This window comes from Pseudomonas sivasensis (genome assembly GCF_021391435.1).
GTDB classification, from domain to species: Bacteria; Pseudomonadota; Gammaproteobacteria; order Pseudomonadales; family Pseudomonadaceae; genus Aquipseudomonas; species Aquipseudomonas sivasensis.
The window spans coordinates 5,053,963-5,070,845 of the sequence record NZ_CP090029.1; the positions used below are offsets into that span (position 1 = coordinate 5,053,963).

Below are 16,883 nucleotides of genomic sequence, written 5' to 3' on the forward strand. Positions count from 1 at the left end.
AGATGGCCGCTCTGTTACTTAAGGTGTCCAATCATGGCATTTCGCCCTCTTACAGCCCGCGCGCCCAGCGTGTTGCTTCGCGAAGCCAAGCCGCTGAAAGCCATCTTTGGCCATGCACAACGCTTGGGCCATTTGCAACGCCTGCTCGAAAGCCAACTACAACCCGCCGCCCGCGAGCATTGCCACGTGGCGTCGTGGCGTGAAGGTAATTTGCTATTGATTGTCACCGACGGTCATTGGGCGACCCGTTTGCGCTATCAGCAAAAACGCCTGCAGCGTCAATTGATGGCATTCGATGAGTTCGCCAGCTTGACGCGTATCCAGTTCAAGGTACAGCCACCGACCGTGCAGCAAGGCGCAGTCGGACACACTCTGGACCTGTCGGAGCATGCGGCCGAGACGATTCAGGCCACGGCCGACGGCATCAACGATCCAGGCTTGCGCGCCGCGCTTGAGCGCTTGGCCGCCCATGGCAAGCCCAAGGCCTGAGGCACTACTTGCGCTTACTGCCGCCCAGCAAAGACCCCAACAAACCACGCACCAATTGACGCCCCATCTGGTTGGCCGCCTGCTGCATCGCTGACTTCAGCGCCTTGCCTGCGGTTGTTCCAAGGAACGCCCCAGCTTTGTCTGTGAAGCTGGGCTCCTCGGCGCCCTGCCGAGGCTCTTCGTTAGGCCCAAGCTCCTTGCGCGCCATCAACACTTCATAGGCGGACTCCCGATCAATCGGCTTGTCATAGCGACCCTGCAACGGTGAAGTGGCCACCAATGCGGCACGCTCTGCCGCACTGAGCGGCCCGATGCGCGATTGCGGCGGCGCGACCAATACGCGCTGAACGACCTCCGGCGTGCCTTTTTCCTGCAGCGTACCCACCAATGCCTCACCGGTGCCCAGCTCAGTCAAAACCGATAACGCATCGAATGTCGGGTTGGGGCGGAAGCCGTCCGCTACCGCCCGCAAGGATTTCTGCTCTTTCGTGGTGAACGCCCGCAGGCCGTGCTGCACCCGTAAACCGAGTTGCGCCAGCACGGTATCCGGCAAGTCGCCCGGCGATTGAGTGACGAAATACACCCCCACCCCCTTGGAACGAATCAGCCGCACCACTTGCTCCAAGCGATCTTGCAAAGCCTTGGGAGTGTCGGCAAACAAGAGATGCGCTTCGTCGAAGAACAGCGCCAGCAGCGGTTTGTCCGCATCACCGCGCTCCGGAAGTTGTTCGAACAATTCTGCCAACAGCCACAACAGGAAGGTCGCATACACCTTCGGCGCTTCATGCACCAGGCGGCTAGCGTCCAACAAGTGAATACGTCCCCGCCCATCGCCTGTGGGCTGCAAGATGTCTTCAAGCTGCAAGGCCGGCTCACCAAACAACGCCTCGGCACCCTGCTGTTCCAAGACAGCCAAGCGCCGCAACAGCGCCTGACTGGAGCCTGTGGTCATCAGCGCCGCGTCTTCGCCAAGCAGTTCCGGGTGGTAGCGAAGGTGATTGAGAAGTGCCTTGAGATCCTTGAGATCCAGCAGCAATAGGCCTTCGCGATCCGCCACCTTGAATGCGGCGTAAAGGGCCGACTGCTGGCTGTCAGTCAGCTCCAACAAACTGCCAAGCAACAACGGCCCCATCTCACTGATGGTGGTGCGCAACGGATGACCGGACTGCCCATGGATATCCCACAGCGTGACGGGGTAAGCCTTGGCCGTGTAATTAAGGAAAGGCATCCCGGCAATACGCTCGGCCACCTTGCCCTGAGGGTTGGCGGCGGCACCCAGGCCACAGAGGTCGCCTTTGATATCAGCCGCAAATACCGCGACGCCCGCATCACTGAAGGCTTCGGCCAGGCGCTGCAACGTGACGGTCTTGCCTGTGCCCGTGGCGCCTGCGATCAACCCGTGGCGGTTGGCAAGGCGCATGGCCTGGGCAATTGGCTGGCCATCAAGACCGGCACCGATAAGAAGTTGTGTGGAGTCAGGCATTTCGTCACCCATGGTTAATCTTTAGTGCCGCCAGGTCGATAAGAGAGATGTGAGACCCATAAAGTCTAAAAATCGCTCAGATATCTCCTACATGGACCAACGGAAATATCAAACTTTTTTTACGCTACCCTTCCGCGTGTTCCACAAGGACGCGCTTTGGATATTAAGACCTTAGCGGACCCTTCAAGCTATGAATAAAAATCTGCGTTTCAGCCACAAGATCCTGCTTGCAGCCTCCCTTATCGTCATCGCGGCCTTCGCTCTATTCACCCTCTACAACGACTACCTGCAACGTAACGCCATTCGTGAAGACCTCAACAGCTACCTGCACGAAATGGGCGATGTCACCGCAAGCAACATTCAAACCTGGCTCACCGGGCGTATTGCGCTGGTGGAAAACGCTGCACAAAACATCGCTATCAACCCTGAGCCTTCGACCGTTGCCAGCCTGCTGGAACAGAAAACCCTGACGTCGTCCTTCATGGCAACCTACGTTGGTGACAGCAAAGGGGCCTTCACCATCCGCCCCGACACCAAGATGCCGGATGGCTTCGACCCACGTGTTCGCCCCTGGTACAAGGGCGCCCAGAGCAGCAACGGCTCGACGCTGACCGAGCCGTATATCGACGCCGCTACAGGTCAATTGATCATTTCCATCGCCACCCCCAGCGCCAAAGGCGGCCAGAGCATTGGCGTGGTGGGCGGCGACCTGAGCCTGCAAACCCTGGTGGATAACATTGGCGCGCTGAACTTCGGTGGCATGGGCTACGCGTTCCTGGTCAGCGCCGACGGCAAAGTGCTGGTACACCCGGACAAAAGCCTGGTGATGAAAACCCTGGCCGACATGTATCCAAAAAGCACGCCGAAGATCAGCGGCGACTTCAGTGAAGTTCAAGCCAATGGCAAGGACAACATCGTGACCTTCACACCGATCAAAGGCCTGCCGTCGGTGAACTGGTACCTGGGTATTTCGGTGGATAAAGATAAATCCTTCGCCATGCTCAGCGAATTTCGCACCTCAGCGGTGATCGCCACGATCATTGCCGTAGTGATCATCATTGCCCTGCTGGGCATGCTGATTCGCGTCCTGCTGCAACCGCTGCATGTGATGACCCGCGCCATGCAGGACATCGCCGACGGCGAAGGTGACCTTACGCGTCGCCTGACCATCCAGAACCACGATGAGTTCGGCATCCTGGGTAATGCCTTCAACAGCTTCGTGGAGCGTATTCACACGTCCATCCGCGAAGTGTCCTCGGCCACCGAGCAGGTGAATGAAGTAGCACTACGGGTTGTCAGCGCATCCAACTCGTCGATGGTCAACTCCGACGAACAGGCCAACCGCACCAACAGCGTGGCTGCTGCCATCAATGAACTGGGCGCCGCAGCTCAGGAAATCGCGCGTAATGCCGCGCAAGCCTCCAACCAGGCCAGCGATGCGCGGCATTTGGCCGAAGACGGTCAACAGGTGGTTGAGCGCAATATCAAGGCGATGACTGAGTTGTCCGCGATGATCAGCGCCTCCAGCAGCAATATAGAAGCGCTTAACAGCAAGACCGTGAACATCGGCCAGATTCTCGAAGTGATCACCAGCATTTCCCAGCAAACCAACCTGCTGGCGCTGAACGCTGCGATTGAAGCGGCACGTGCCGGTGAAGCAGGACGCGGGTTTGCAGTCGTCGCCGACGAAGTGCGCAACCTGGCACACCGCACCCAGGAATCGGCGCAACAAGTACAAAAGATGATTGAGGAACTTCAAGTCGGCGCCCGGGAGTCGGTCAGCACCATGAGCGAAAGCCAGCGACACAGTCATGACAGCGTGGAAATCGCTAACCTGGCCGGTGAGCGTCTTAACAGCGTCACCCAACGTATTGGGGAAATCGACGGCATGAACCAGTCAGTGGCGACTGCTACTGAGGAGCAGACCTCGGTCGTAGAGTCGATCAACATGGACATCACTGAAATCAACACCCTCAATCAGGAAGGCGTGGAAAACCTGCAATCGACCCTGCGCGCGTGCTCCGATCTGGAACAGCAGGCGGCGCGGTTGAAACAATTGGTGGGCAGCTTCCGGATCTGATTCGCTTTATTTTGCGGCGGGATCTGACTTGGCCTGCTCGCGTTCCCATAACTCGGCGGCACCGGGAAATTCGGTGCCGTCCTCACTGTCCAGATCCTCCGGGTCGTAACGGCTCAAGCACCCCTCACCTAGTGTCGACGGTGCTTTGGAGGTGGCTTTTTCCAGTGGGTCACTCATCGATCAATCCTCAACGACAGACAAAGAAAAAGGGCCTGCAACGATTTAACGCCCAGGCCCTTTTTTCTTCAATCAAAACGGCTTGATCAGAACACGACGGTCTTGTTGCCGTGCACCAGCACGCGGTCTTCCAGGTGGTAACGCAGGCCACGGGCCAGCACCATCTTCTCGACATCGCGACCGAAGCGCACCATGTCCTCGATGCTGTCGCTATGGCTGACACGCACTACGTCCTGCTCGATGATCGGGCCGGCATCCAGCTCTTCGGTGACGTAATGGCAAGTTGCACCAATCAACTTCACGCCACGCAGAGACGCCTGATGGTAAGGCTTGGCCCCCACAAAGGACGGCAGGAAGCTATGGTGAATGTTGATCACCTTGCCGGCGTATTCGCGGCACAGTTCCGGCGGCAGGATCTGCATGTAGCGCGCCAGCACCACCACGTCAGCCTCATGCTGCTTCACCAGGCGAGAAACCTCGGCGAATGCAGGCTCCTTGTCCTGAGGGTTGACCGGCACATGGTAGTAAGGGATGCCATGCCACTCGACCATGCTGCGCAGGTCGTCATGGTTTGAGATTACGCAAGCGATCTCGCAGTCCAGTTCGTCACTGTGCCAGCGGTGCAGCAAGTCGGCCAGGCAGTGAGATTCGCGGCTTGCCATCAACACCACGCGCTTCTTCTGCTCGGTGTCGGTGATATGCCAAGTCATTGAGAACTCTTCAGCGATTGGCGCAAATGCCTCGCGAAAAGCCTCAAGGCCAAAGGGCAGTGTGTCGGCACGAATTTCGTGACGCATGAAGAACCAACCGCTGAGATTGTCCGAGTGATGGCTCGCCTCAGTAATCCAGCCGTTATGGGAGGCCAGAAAATTACTGACCTTGGCAACGATGCCGACCCGGTCCGGGCAAGCAATCACCAGCCGAAAAGTGCGCATTAGGGGGAAACTCCAGAACTTCGCAAAGGCCGCCATTCTAGCGATTGTGCAGAAAAACTGCAGTATTCAATGAGCCTTATTCTGATCCGCCCCCGAGGCACATCCCTTAATAGCGTATGGTTTTACCACCCCTATATGAACGAACAGCGCAGGCTGACGCAGTTATACAAAAAATTAACGGCATTATCTTCAGGTGCATCACCTACTTAATTAACTCGATTGCATAGCGCATTCACAAACATTCAAAGTAATTCACCTAAATGCAGTCTTAAATGTTTACTTGAGCAAATCGCCTGACTATTATTAGGCCACTATCCCTGTCAATCAGCGTTCTACATAAGGTAGTCCACATGTCTCTGATCAACGAATACCGCGCCACCGAAGAAGCTATCAAAGAGCTGCAAGCTCGTTTGAAGAACCTGTCCCAAGACGACAAACTGAAAACCGAGCTGGAATTCGAAGGCAAACTGCGCACCCTCATGGGTGAGTACTCCAAATCCCTGCGTGACATCATCGCGCTGCTGGACCCAGAGTCGAAAGTTAAAGCTCCACGTGGCGCTGTGAAAACTACCGGCACCAAACGTGCTCGCAAAGTCAAACAATACAAAAACCCGCACAACGGCGAAGTGATTGAAACCAAAGGTGGCAACCACAAAACTCTGAAAGAGTGGAAAGCCAAGTGGGGCGGTGACGTGGTTGAAGGTTGGGCTACCCTGCTGGGCTAAGCTTCACCAGGTCTGCGCCTGATGCGCGACCCATTAAAAACGCCAGCATGCTGGCGTTTTTTATTGATCGTATTTTTTACACACCTCTGTCACAGATTCATACGAGCAGCTAAAGAGTCGGCATATTCCTGCCATTGCTCCAGCACCTGCTGCTGAAACGGCGTCGCACTAACCATCAACTCCAGTCGCGCTTGATTAAATGCCTCAAGGGTATTCGGTGCGCCAAATTCGGAATTTGACAAACGCTGCTGACAGAAAAATTTCCAGCGTTGTAGCTCTTCGCTGTTCAACGTATCGGGGAAGTTACGCGCCCGGTAGCGAAACAATAATTCAGGCAAACGGTGATCATCAAAAGGCCACTGCTGACGAGCTAATTGCGCAGGTTCAGCCGCGCGAATTTGCTCACATAACCGTCGATCACGATCCCCGATAAAACCCTCGTAAAGCTGCTGTTCGGGATCGACACTCGGTGCAAAATCTTCCTCGCCGTAAATAACTGCCAATTTATCGAGCCAAAGTTCCTGTGCGTCAGTTAGCCGCAGAGCCCGTGACTGGAAAACATTCATGTCCAATTGCAGGCGCTCACGATCTTCGACCCGCAGTACGTTCAAGGGCGCAACCACGGGGCAGCGGTTGATATGCACCAGTTTGAGCGGTACCGGCAACTCACCTTCTGCGAGCTCATCACGGCGGGTGTACAAGCGTCGACGCAAAATGTCGGCATCCATATCCAGCAGCCCCTGAGGATCGAGCCCAAGGTCGCAGACAATCAGCGCGTTGCGGTTGCGCGGGTGCCAGGCCAGGGGCAGCACAATGCCCAGGTAATGACGTTCGGCGGAAAACCGCCCGGAGATATGCACCATCGGTTGCAGCAATCGCACTTGGTCCATTACCCGTTGTTTGCTGCGTAGTTGAAACAGCCAATCATAAAGCTTGGGCTGTTTCTCGCGCACCAATCGAGCCAGGGCGATTGTGGCGCGCACGTCGGATAACGCATCGTGGGCCTGACCATGGTCGATACCATTGGCGGCAGTCAGACGCTCAAGCTTGAGGGTCACGCGCCCGTCCTGCTGCGGCCACTCGATACCTTCCGGGCGCAGGGCATAAGCGGTGCGAACCACGTCGATCAAGTCCCAACGACTATTACCGCCCTGCCATTCGCGCGCATAAGGGTCGAAAAAATTGCGATACAGGCTGTAGCGCGTCATTTCATCGTCAAACCGCAACGTGTTATAGCCGGCACCGCACGTCCCCGGAGCCGCCAGTTCGGCATGTACGCGAGTCATGAAATCAGCCTCGGCCAGGCCCTTTTCGGCCAGAATGGCAGGGGTGATCCCGGTAATGGCACAGGCGGCGGGATGGGGCAGAATATCGTCGCTGGGCTGGCAGTAAATGTTGACCGGTGGGCCGACCTCGTTCAGTTCGAGATCCGTACGAATGCCAGCTACCTGGAGCGGTCGATCGCTACGCGGGTTGATGCCGGTGGTTTCGTAGTCGTACCAGAAAATGGAGGTCACGGGCTATTCCTGTGCTGAAGATCCACAAAGTCTAGGCGTTGAGCCCTGTTCGGGGCCAGCACCAAATAACCTGTACAAACATCCAGCAAAACCTTGAATAGTTGCTTCCATCGCCGACGCTGTTAGCATCCGTGCCACCCAGCCGCTCTGCACTGCCAAGGATCGCGATGCCATCAACCCCATTGGATACCCGCTACCAGATCGAGACCCCAGAAGGAATCGACCTGCCACTGCGCCCCGCCGGCTTGGTGCCACGGGCGCTGGCATTTGCCTTCGACCTCGTCGCCCGCGCAGTGATAATGGGCGTACTTCTGGTGCCACTGGCCCTGCTCGGCAATATTGGTATCGGCCTGGGCTCGCTGCTGCTGTTCCTGGTCAGTTGGTGGTACATGGTGCTGTTCGAGGTGCTCAATCAGGGCTGCTCACCGGGTAAACAGGTTATGGGCTTGCGGGTCGTGCAGGACGACGGCACGCCCATCAGTTGGTCAGCCTCGCTGATCCGCAACTTGCTGCGGTTTGTCGACATGCTGCCGTTCGGCTACTTTCTTGGCGCGATCAGTTGCCTGCAACACCCTCACTTCAAACGCCTTGGTGACCTGGCCGCCGGCACCCTGGTGATCTACCGAGAACAGCCCCTGAAACGCCCCCTGGTGCCTCAAGCTGTAGCACTGCGCTTACCGTTTGCCCTGGACCTGAGTGAACAGCGGGCGATCCTGGGTTTCGCGGAACGCCAAGGCGAACTCTCCGCCGAGCGGGTACACGAACTCGCTTCCATCCTCGCAACGCCGCTTCAAGTCTCCCCCGCCCGTGCCGTGGAGCAACTCAATGGCTTGGCCCGTGGCCTGTTGGGGCCAACATGAAACAGAGCCTCTTCGAAAGCCGTTACCAACCGCAATGGCAAGCCTTTGCCGAACAACTGAAACAGTTGGAACAAGGCAAGGCCAAGGCCGGTGACATGGCCGATTTCCCTCACCAATACCGGCGTCTATGCCAGCACCTGGCCCTGGCCCAGGAGCGCGGTTACAGCAGTTACCTGGTGGACCCGCTGCAACAACTGGCGTTGCGCGGACATCAACAACTCTATCGCCACCGCAGCCAATTGGCGGCGAAAGTGCTGAGCTTTGTGCTGGCCGACTTTCCGCGACAGGTGCGGGAACAGTGGCGCTTCGTGTTGATTGCCAGCCTGCTGTTCTTTGGCAGCCTGCTGAGCATTGCCTTGCTGGTCTATCTGTTTCCCGACCTGATCTACAGCATTGTCAGCCCCCAGCAAGTGGCGGAGATGCAGGGCATGTATGACCCCGATGCCAGCCGCTTGGGTCGAGCCGCCGAGCGAGCATCGAGCGAAGACTGGATGATGTTTGGCTACTACGTGATGCACAACATCGGCATCGCCTTCCAGACATTTGCCGCCGGGTTGCTGTTCTGCCTGGGCAGTGTGTTTTTCCTGATATTCAACGGGCTGATCATCGGCGCGATTTCCGGGCACCTGACTGAAATCGGCTATGGGCAGACCTTCTGGTCATTTGTCATCGGCCATGGTGCCTTTGAGTTGACGGCTATCGCCCTCGCTGGCGCCGCAGGCTTGCAACTGGGCTGGGCGCTGATTGCACCTGGGCAACTGACACGAAGCGAATCCTTGCGACTTGCCGCTCGCAAGAGCGTGCAACTCCTGTGCGGCGTCATGGTGTTTCTACTGATCGCAGCCTTTATCGAAGCCTACTGGTCTTCCACCACCCAGGTAGCCCCTTGGATCAAATACCTGGTGGGCGCTGCACTGTGGCTGTTGGTGGGCGCTTACCTGACCTTTGCCGGAAGGGCTCGCCATGCGTCTGAGTGATGCCAGCGTGGTGATTCGCCCACGCACCGCCTGGGAGGCCATGGATCTTGGCGTATTAATGGCCCAGGAACATCGCTTGCTGTTGATGGGGAGCTGGGCGCTGGTGACCCTTCCGGTTTTTGCGTTGCTCACCGCACTGCTATGGAATTACCCCTCCATGGCCATGTTCCTGTTCTGGTGGTTGAAACCGGCTTTCGACCGCTTACCTTTATATATCCTCTCCACAGCCCTGTTCGGCGAAGCGCCTAGCCTCAAGCAGGCTGTGCGCCAATGGCCAAAACTGCTTAACAGCCAACTGCTGGCCAGCCTGACCTGGCGCAGACTCAGCCTCAGCCGCAGTTTTGTGATGCCGGTCAGTCAGCTTGAAGGCATGGACGGCCAGGCGCGTCAGCAACGCCTGGGTGTACTGCTGCAGCGCAACGCCGGCGCCGCTCGCTGGTTAACCACTGTCGGGGTGCACCTGGAAATCGGCCTATGGTTTGGCTGCATGGCGCTGTTCTATCTACTCATCCCGCAACAACTTGAACTGGATTGGGATTGGCAGCGGTTGGCGCTGGCGACCGGCTCCGAAGCGGTGTGTCTGGAGCATCTGGGCAACGCGTTCTACGCCTTGATTCTGGTGTTTTGGGAGCCCGTCTATGTCGCCTGTGGCTTCAGCCTTTATCTCAATCGTCGCACCGTGCTGGAAGCCTGGGACCTGGAACTGGTATTCCGCCGCCTACGCCAGCGCCTGAGCAATGTGGCGTCACTTTTATTACTGGCGTTAGGGCTGACATTACTGCCATACACCCCACCCGCCATGGCTGATGAAAGCAAACCGCTGAGCCCTGAAAGCGCAAGCCAGTCAATCCATTCGCTGCTGGAAAAGCCCCCGTTCAAAAACCCGGAAACCGTCACCCGCTATCGCTTTGGTGAGGAAAAGCCCGCCGTTAAAAACAAGGCACACGGTGACGGCAAACTTCCGGCGTGGCTGCAGACACTCTTGGATAACCTCAACAGCGATACTTTCAAGCATGTGGCCCAAGGCCTGGAAGTGCTGCTGTGGAGCGTACTTATCGGCGGCCTGGCCCTGTTGGTGTGGCGCTATCGTGACTGGCTACGCACCTTTGTCACCCGGCGCGGACCACGCGGCCCCAAAGCAGCCAGGCCAGTGCCCGCACAACTTTTCGGCCTCGAATTGGGCACCGAGACCTTGCCCACGGATATCGCCAGCACTGCAGAACAACTCTGGCCTAGCCAACCACGGGAAGCCCTGGGTCTTTTGTATCGTGGTCTTCTGAGCCGCTTGTTGCATGACTTCAACCTGCCACTTAAAAACGCCGACACTGAAGGCCAGGTGCTGCAACGCGTTTACCTGCTGCAGCAACCGCAACTGCTGGCGTTCAGTGAAGAGTTGACTCGGCACTGGCAAAACCTAGCCTACGGCCATCAACTCCCACCCGACTCAGCACAGCAAAAATTATGCAGCGATTGGCGTGCCCTGTTCAGCTCGGAGGGCGCCCGATGAACCGTTTTTTATTAGGGATAGGATTGCTCCTGGCATGCCTGCTTACTGCGGGCGGATTTTACGCCTGGAGCAAAGCGACCCCCTATGAAAAAGTGGTGGACCGCGGCCCCGCCCCGGAAGCCCTTGCCAACCCCTATCTGGCTGCCGAATATTTTCTGCGCCAGCAAGGCCTGGCCGTGGCACATGCCAATAGCCTCGAACGCTTGGCCACCCTGCCCGCCGCCGGCAATAGCCTGTTGTTACTGGGCGAACGTAGCAACATGTCGCCACGCCAGGTAGGGCAACTGCTGGATTGGGCCAAATCCGGCGGACATCTATTGTTAGTGGCCGAAGCGCTGTGGGATGAAGAGACCGGCAAGAGCGGCGACCTGTTGCTAGATCGCCTGCATATCCACCAGACGCTGAGTGACGACCCCGAAGAACCCGCACCGGCCCGTAAAAACAAAACGCCAGACCTGACCAAGCTCTATGTCGACAATGACACCGCTCCGGCCTACTTCAGCTTCGACACTGACTTCAACCTCATCGACCCCAAGCACATGGCACAATTTTCAGCCAATAGCGCCAGGTCTAGCCACCTGATGCAACTTAACCTCGGGCAAGGCCGCGTTACGGTAATCACCGACAGCGAATTGTGGAAAACACCCGATATCGGCAAACACGACAATGCCTGGCTGCTGTGGCACCTGAACCAGGGGACTGCCGTGACTTTGTTGTTCAACAGCGACGTGGATGATCTGTTCACCCTGCTGTTGCGATATTTCCCCCAGGCGGTGGTAGCACTCATTGCGCTGATAACCCTCGTACTCTGGCAGGCGGGTATGCGCCAGGGCCCGATCCAAGCCCCCGCCTCGAAGGCGCGCCGGCAGTTGCACGAACACCTGAAAGCCAGCGCCGACTTCCTGCTGCGCCGCAGCGGCCAAGGCACGCTACTGAAGGCTTTGCAGCACGACATCCTACGTGCGGCCCGACGCCGCCATCCAGGCTTCGAACATCTCGACAACTCAGAACAATGGCGGGTACTGGAACACCTTACGCGCCAACCCTCTCACGTCATCAGCCAGGCCCTCGGCCCACTCCCGGCAAAACGGCTTTCCAGCGCCGATTTCAGCCGGCAGGTGGCATGCCTGCAAACTCTCAGGAATGCCCTATGAGCGAATTTCCCAGCGCTAACACCCTGTCCGGTGAAGCCTTACAGCACGCCAGCCAGCAAGCCCAGGCCTTGCGCATGGAACTGCGCAAGGCGGTGATCGGGCAGGATCAGGTGATCGATGATGTGCTGACTGCACTGATCGCCGGCGGCCACGTATTGCTTGAAGGTGTACCCGGGCTGGGCAAGACCTTGCTGGTACGCGCCTTGGCCCGCTGCTTTGACGGCGACTTCGCGCGGATTCAGTTCACCCCTGACCTGATGCCCAGCGATGTCACTGGCCATGCCGTGTACGATCTGCACACCGAGCAATTCAAGCTGCGCAAGGGACCGGTATTCACCCACCTGCTGCTGGCCGACGAAATCAACCGCGCCCCGGCCAAGACCCAGGCCGCCCTGCTCGAAGCCATGCAGGAACGACAAGTAACCCTCGAAGGTGAAGCGCTGCCCATCGGGCAACCCTTCATGGTGCTGGCCACCCAGAACCCTATCGAGCAAGAAGGCACCTACCCCCTGCCAGAAGCCGAGCTGGACCGGTTCATGCTCAAGGTACGCATGGACTATCCCGACGCGCAGCAGGAACTGGATATGGTGCGCGAAGTGACACGCTCTTCACGGGCCGACATGCTGGATGTGCAACCGTTGCGCACCGTGCTACAGGCCGAAGATGTGCTGCAACTGCAACAGATCGCCAGTGAGCTAGCCCTGGATGAACACGTACTCGACTATGCCGTGCGCCTTGCACGAGCCACCCGCAGTTGGCCAGGTCTGGCCATCGGCGCAGGCCCGCGAGCTTCCATCGCACTGGTCCGCGGCGCCCGCGCTCGAGCATTGTTGCGCGGGGGCCAGTTCGTCACGCCGGATGACGTCAAGAGCTGCGCTCTTGCAGTACTCCGTCATCGCGTACGTATAGCGGCAGAACTGGACATCGACGGGCTGGAGGTCGACCAGGTACTCAAACAGTTACTCGACCAGATTGCAGCTCCCCGGCAATGAATCGCCCATGAAACCGACCCGCCTGTTATCAGCTTGGCTTGGCGTACTGCTGGGCTTGAGCATCCTGCTAGGCACTGCAACCGCCTTGCAGTTCAAGGTGCCCGCCACCTTGCACTCGGTGGCGTGGGGCTTGCTCCTGGCGCTGTTGCTGCTGGCCTTGCTGGACGCCGCGCGACTGCGCCGTCGACCGTCGCCTCGCGTGCATCGGCATATGCCCGGCAGCCTGGCGCTGGGTCGCTGGGGCGACGTACGTCTGGCCCTGGAACACGACTCCTCGCAGGCGCTGACGGTTCAGGTGTTCGATCACGTCCCCGATGGGTTGAGCATGGAGAACATGCCCCAATCCATTGAGTTGCGCCCCGGTGCACGCAGTGAACTGGGCTATCGCCTGCGCCCCCTGCGGCGAGGGCATTTCACGTTCAGCCGCTGCGAAATCCATCTGCCCAGCCCATTGGGGCTCTGGTCCGCCAGGCGCTTCATCGAAGTCGAGGATGCCACCCGCGTCTACCCAGACTTCGCTCGCCTGTACGGGGCACAACTGCTGGGGGTGGATAACTGGTTGAGTCAACTGGGAGTGCGTCAACGTCAGCGTCGCGGTTTGGGGCTGGAGTTTCATCAGCTGCGCGAGTTTCGTGAGGGCGACAGCCTGCGGCAGATCGACTGGAAAGCCACGGCGCGGCAACGTACCCCCATCGCAAGGGAGTATCAGGACGAGCGCGACCAGCAGATCGTGTTCATGCTCGATTGCGGCCGACGCATGCGGAGCCAGGATGATGAGCTGTCCCATTTCGACCACGCACTCAATGCCTGCCTGCTGCTCAGTTACGTGGCCTTGCGCCAGGGCGATGCCGTGGGGTTGTGCACCTTTGCTTCTGACCAGCCACGCTACTTGGCGCCGGTCAAAGGGAGCAGTCAGTTGAACCTGCTGCTCAATGCGGTATATGACCTGGACACCACCCGTCGAACTGCCGACTACGAGGCGGCGGCCAGTCAACTGCTCTCTAGGCAAAAGCGTCGGGCATTGGTGATTGTGGTCAGTAATCTGCGAGACGAGGACGATGAAGCGCTACTCTGCGCCGTCAAGCGCATCAGTCGCCAACATCGGGTAATGGTGGCCAGCATGCGAGAGGAAGTGCTCGATCTACTGCGCCAGTCTCCTGTGCAAACCTTGCCCGAAGCCCTGGCCTACAGCGGCACTGTCGACTACCTCAATACCCGGAATGAACTGCACGACCGCTTGAACGCCCACGGCCTGTCGGTGTTGGATACGTTGCCATCAGACATGGGAGCAGCCTTGGTGACACGCTATCTGGATTGGAAGAAAGCGGGAGTGTTCTGAAAAAAGCGTACGACTACGGCTGGACAGCAACACCCCAGCCGCGTCGACCGCTCGCTGCTTCTTAGGCTGAAGCCTGCAATGAGTCAAAGCTGAAGTACCGCAACAACAACTTGATCAGTTGCCCATATTCCGCTGGAGCCTGAAGCACGCTGAACCCGGAGTCGTAACGCTGCGGGTTGATATCTTCACGGCTCCACAGGCAGGTTGCCGTGAGGTCAACGGCATGGAAGGTGTCGTCAGCCCCGGGAATTTTCAGGCGCAGCTCGAAATCAGCATCGACCATCATGGGCAACTCGCTGATCAACATCAGCCCGTCGCAAGAGACGTTGCCCAAATAGCCGATGGGCTTGTCGGTAACACGGTTAAACACCTGGAGGAAATAACGTAGTTGATGCCGCTCAATCCGTCGGTCGGTAAACATGGTGAGATCGCCATGCAGTGGCCATGGTTGTGGCCGGTCCAGTGATTCGGAACGAGCGTAATTGCTCGCTCTCCCTGGATCTCGGTATGACAAAAGACAACGCTCTGTCACTAGACAGCTGCCGAATCCGGGCCCTGCCTCCATTTGAATAGAAACCTATACAAACGGACATCCAAAGAATAGCCCAAGACTGGCAAGAGGCCAGTTATAAAGTGGCGAATCTCATCACAATGAGGCTGGACGCGGCTGTGCAACACTCACGCCGCGGTAGTGACCCAGTTGTTGCAGGGTGTCCAACCTTGCGCGTGCTCGGTAGGCGTATTCGCTCGACGGGTACTGATTAATGATGAATTGGTAGGTTTGCACCGCGTCGACAAACAGTTTCTGTCGTTCCAGACATTGCCCGCGCAACATCGAGACCTCTGGCTGTACATAACGCCGGGTGCGGCTCTCGCGGTCGACCTGGGACAATTCCAAGGTGACACGCTCGCAGTCACCGACCTTGTAAGCGCGGTAGGCGTTGTTCAAATGGTGGTCCATCGACCAGCGGGTGCAGCCGACAACACTGACGGCCAGGGCAGCAATGAGCAAAATTCGCATGAAGGTTCTCCTGTCTTGTGCAGTGTATCGACCCCTCGTCCAAAATCTTCAAAGATGTTCATCTATTCAATCGGCGCGAAAACAAGTGAATCGGCGATAAGTAGTGCAAACGAACAATGACTACAACCAAAGAGCATAGTAGCCTTCCTCAGCGCTTGAACTCAGGAGTCTGTGCATGTCCGTCCGTCGTACCAAAATCGTCGCCACCCTTGGCCCGGCCAGTAACTCGCCGGAAGTCCTCGAACAGCTGATTCTGGCTGGTTTGGACGTTGCCCGTCTGAACTTCTCCCACGGCACCCCGGACGAGCACAAGGCTCGCGCCAAGCTGGTGCGTGACCTGGCCGCCAAGCACGGCCGCTTCGTCGCACTGCTGGGTGACCTGCAAGGCCCGAAAATCCGTATTGCCAAGTTCACCAACAAGCGTATCGAGCTGAAGATCGGTGACAAATTCACCTTCTCCACCAGCCACCCGCTGACCGAAGGTAACCAGGACGTCGTGGGTATCGACTACCCGGACCTCGTCAAGGATTGCGGCGTCGGTGACGAGTTGCTGTTGGATGACGGCCGCGTGGTAATGCGTGTCGACACCGCCACCCCGACCGAACTGAACTGCACCGTGATCATCGGCGGTCCGCTGTCCGATCACAAAGGCATCAATCGTCGCGGCGGTGGCCTGACTGCCCCGGCCCTGACTGAAAAAGACAAGGCCGATATCAAGCTCGCTGCTGAAATGGAAGTGGACTACCTGGCCGTGTCCTTTCCGCGCGACGCCGCTGATATGGAATACGCCCGCAAACTGCGCGACGAAGCCGGCGGTACTGCCTGGTTGGTGGCGAAGATCGAACGCGCCGAAGCCGTGGCCGACGACGAAACTCTCGACGGTCTGATCAAAGCGTCCGACGCCGTGATGGTTGCCCGTGGTGACCTGGGTGTGGAAATCGGTGACGCCGAGCTGATCGGTATCCAGAAGAAGATCATCCTGCACGCACGCCGCCACAACAAAGCGGTGATCGTCGCGACCCAGATGATGGAGTCGATGATCCAAAACCCGATGCCGACCCGCGCCGAAGTATCCGACGTGGCCAACGCCGTGCTCGACTACACCGACGCCGTGATGCTCTCGGCTGAAAGTGCCGCCGGCCCGTACCCGCTGGAAGCTGTGCAGGCCATGGCGCGCATCTGTGTCGGCGCCGAAAAGCACCCGACCAGCAAGACCTCCAGCCATCGTATCGGCAAGGTCTTCGAAAGCTGCGACCAGAGCATCGCCCTGGCAGCCATGTACACCGCCAACCACTTCCCGGGCGTCAAAGCGATCATCGCCTTGACCGAAAGTGGCTACACGCCGTTGATCATGTCGCGCATTCGTTCCTCGGTTCCGATCTACGCGTTCTCCCCTCACCGCGAAACCCAGGCCCGCGCGGCCATGTTCCGTGGCGTGTACACCGTTCCGTTCGACCCGGCTTCGTTGCCGCCCCATGAAGTCAGCCAAGCGGCCATCGACGAACTGATCAAGCGTGGCGTCGTGGAGAAAGGCGACTGGGTCATCCTGACCAAGGGCGACAGCTACCACACCATCGGCGGCACCAACGGCATGAAGATCCTGCACGTTGGCGACCCAATGGTCTGA

General features: G+C 58.2%; 16 protein-coding genes and 1 pseudogene. 11 read left to right on the forward strand and 6 right to left on the reverse strand.

Features of this window, described 5'->3' with window-relative positions:
- Nucleotides 1–33: 33 nt before the first annotated feature.
- Nucleotides 34–489, forward strand: coding sequence for a DUF721 domain-containing protein (locus tag LRO94_RS22890; RefSeq protein WP_032890886.1), 456 nt, complete (start codon nucleotides 34–36; stop codon nucleotides 487–489).
- Nucleotides 490–493: 4 nt separating this feature from the next.
- Here the strand turns inward: LRO94_RS22890 and LRO94_RS22895 are convergent, their stop codons facing one another.
- The gene (locus LRO94_RS22895; RefSeq protein WP_032891084.1) at nucleotides 494–1,972 is read right to left on the reverse strand and encodes a helicase HerA-like domain-containing protein; all 1,479 of its coding nucleotides are present in this window, start codon (nucleotides 1,970–1,972) and stop codon (nucleotides 494–496) included.
- A gap of 190 nt (nucleotides 1,973–2,162) precedes the next feature.
- Between LRO94_RS22895 and LRO94_RS28135 the strand changes: the two are divergent.
- Together LRO94_RS28135 and LRO94_RS28140 are read left to right on the forward strand one after the other, a co-directional pair.
- Nucleotides 2,163–3,194 (forward strand): annotated as a pseudogene (locus tag LRO94_RS28135) (HAMP domain-containing protein); the annotation flags it as partial.
- Between the two features lie 93 nt (nucleotides 3,195–3,287).
- Nucleotides 3,288–4,052 (forward strand): methyl-accepting chemotaxis protein, encoded by a 765-nt coding sequence (locus LRO94_RS28140; protein ID WP_371260758.1) that lies wholly within the window; start codon nucleotides 3,288–3,290, stop codon nucleotides 4,050–4,052.
- 6 nt (nucleotides 4,053–4,058) lie between these two features.
- On the opposite strand, the gene LRO94_RS22905 is transcribed toward LRO94_RS28140, so the two are convergent.
- Both LRO94_RS22905 and purU read right to left on the reverse strand, forming a co-directional pair.
- Nucleotides 4,059–4,229: a hypothetical protein gene (locus LRO94_RS22905; RefSeq protein ID WP_163033193.1), complete on the reverse strand. Its 171-nt coding sequence runs from the start codon at nucleotides 4,227–4,229 to the stop codon at nucleotides 4,059–4,061.
- 86 nt (nucleotides 4,230–4,315) lie between these two features.
- A complete protein-coding gene (purU, locus tag LRO94_RS22910; protein ID WP_015885632.1) occupies nucleotides 4,316–5,164 on the reverse strand; it encodes a formyltetrahydrofolate deformylase in 849 nt (282 codons plus the stop codon).
- Between the two features lie 350 nt (nucleotides 5,165–5,514).
- Here purU and mvaT point away from each other — a divergent pair, with 350 nt between their 5' ends.
- Nucleotides 5,515–5,889, forward strand: coding sequence for a histone-like nucleoid-structuring protein MvaT (mvaT, locus tag LRO94_RS22915; protein ID WP_003175830.1), 375 nt, complete (start codon nucleotides 5,515–5,517; stop codon nucleotides 5,887–5,889).
- A gap of 89 nt (nucleotides 5,890–5,978) precedes the next feature.
- On the opposite strand, the gene sbcB is transcribed toward mvaT, so the two are convergent.
- Nucleotides 5,979–7,406: an exodeoxyribonuclease I gene (sbcB, locus tag LRO94_RS22920; protein ID WP_179179928.1), complete on the reverse strand. Its 1,428-nt coding sequence runs from the start codon at nucleotides 7,404–7,406 to the stop codon at nucleotides 5,979–5,981.
- A gap of 167 nt (nucleotides 7,407–7,573) precedes the next feature.
- On the opposite strand from sbcB, the gene LRO94_RS22925 reads away from it, so the two are divergent.
- The 6 genes from LRO94_RS22925 to LRO94_RS22950 are packed head-to-tail and all read left to right on the forward strand — an operon-like array spanning nucleotide 7,574 to nucleotide 14,235.
- Nucleotides 7,574–8,266 (forward strand): RDD family protein, encoded by a 693-nt coding sequence (locus LRO94_RS22925; protein ID WP_179179927.1) that lies wholly within the window; start codon nucleotides 7,574–7,576, stop codon nucleotides 8,264–8,266.
- Nucleotides 8,263–9,243: a stage II sporulation protein M gene (locus LRO94_RS22930; RefSeq protein WP_179179926.1), complete on the forward strand. Its 981-nt coding sequence runs from the start codon at nucleotides 8,263–8,265 to the stop codon at nucleotides 9,241–9,243. The genes LRO94_RS22925 and LRO94_RS22930 overlap by 4 nt, the downstream gene beginning before the upstream one ends.
- Entirely contained in the window at nucleotides 9,230–10,750 is a 1,521-nt protein-coding gene (locus tag LRO94_RS22935; protein ID WP_179179925.1) for a DUF4129 domain-containing protein, read from the forward strand. The genes LRO94_RS22930 and LRO94_RS22935 overlap by 14 nt, the downstream gene beginning before the upstream one ends.
- On the forward strand, nucleotides 10,747–11,904 hold the full coding sequence (locus LRO94_RS22940) for a DUF4350 domain-containing protein (RefSeq protein ID WP_099602758.1): 1,158 nt from the start codon (nucleotides 10,747–10,749) through the stop codon (nucleotides 11,902–11,904). The genes LRO94_RS22935 and LRO94_RS22940 overlap by 4 nt, the downstream gene beginning before the upstream one ends.
- Nucleotides 11,901–12,896 carry an AAA family ATPase gene (locus LRO94_RS22945; protein ID WP_032890877.1) on the forward strand — a complete coding sequence of 332 codons (996 nt, stop codon included), beginning with the start codon at nucleotides 11,901–11,903 and terminating at the stop codon, nucleotides 12,894–12,896. The genes LRO94_RS22940 and LRO94_RS22945 overlap by 4 nt, the downstream gene beginning before the upstream one ends.
- Nucleotides 12,897–12,903: 7 nt before the next feature.
- A complete protein-coding gene (locus tag LRO94_RS22950) occupies nucleotides 12,904–14,235 on the forward strand; it encodes a DUF58 domain-containing protein (RefSeq protein WP_179179924.1) in 1,332 nt (443 codons plus the stop codon).
- A 61-nt stretch (nucleotides 14,236–14,296) separates the two neighbouring features.
- Here the strand turns inward: LRO94_RS22950 and LRO94_RS22955 are convergent, their stop codons facing one another.
- Nucleotides 14,297–14,656, reverse strand: coding sequence for a PilZ domain-containing protein (locus tag LRO94_RS22955; RefSeq protein WP_095185774.1), 360 nt, complete (start codon nucleotides 14,654–14,656; stop codon nucleotides 14,297–14,299).
- A gap of 225 nt (nucleotides 14,657–14,881) precedes the next feature.
- Nucleotides 14,882–15,256 carry a tol-pal system YbgF family protein gene (locus LRO94_RS22960; RefSeq protein ID WP_032890874.1) on the reverse strand — a complete coding sequence of 125 codons (375 nt, stop codon included), beginning with the start codon at nucleotides 15,254–15,256 and terminating at the stop codon, nucleotides 14,882–14,884.
- Nucleotides 15,257–15,431: 175 nt separating this feature from the next.
- Between LRO94_RS22960 and pyk the strand changes: the two genes are divergently transcribed.
- Nucleotides 15,432–16,883 carry a pyruvate kinase gene (pyk, locus tag LRO94_RS22965; protein ID WP_032890873.1) on the forward strand — a complete coding sequence of 484 codons (1,452 nt, stop codon included), beginning with the start codon at nucleotides 15,432–15,434 and terminating at the stop codon, nucleotides 16,881–16,883.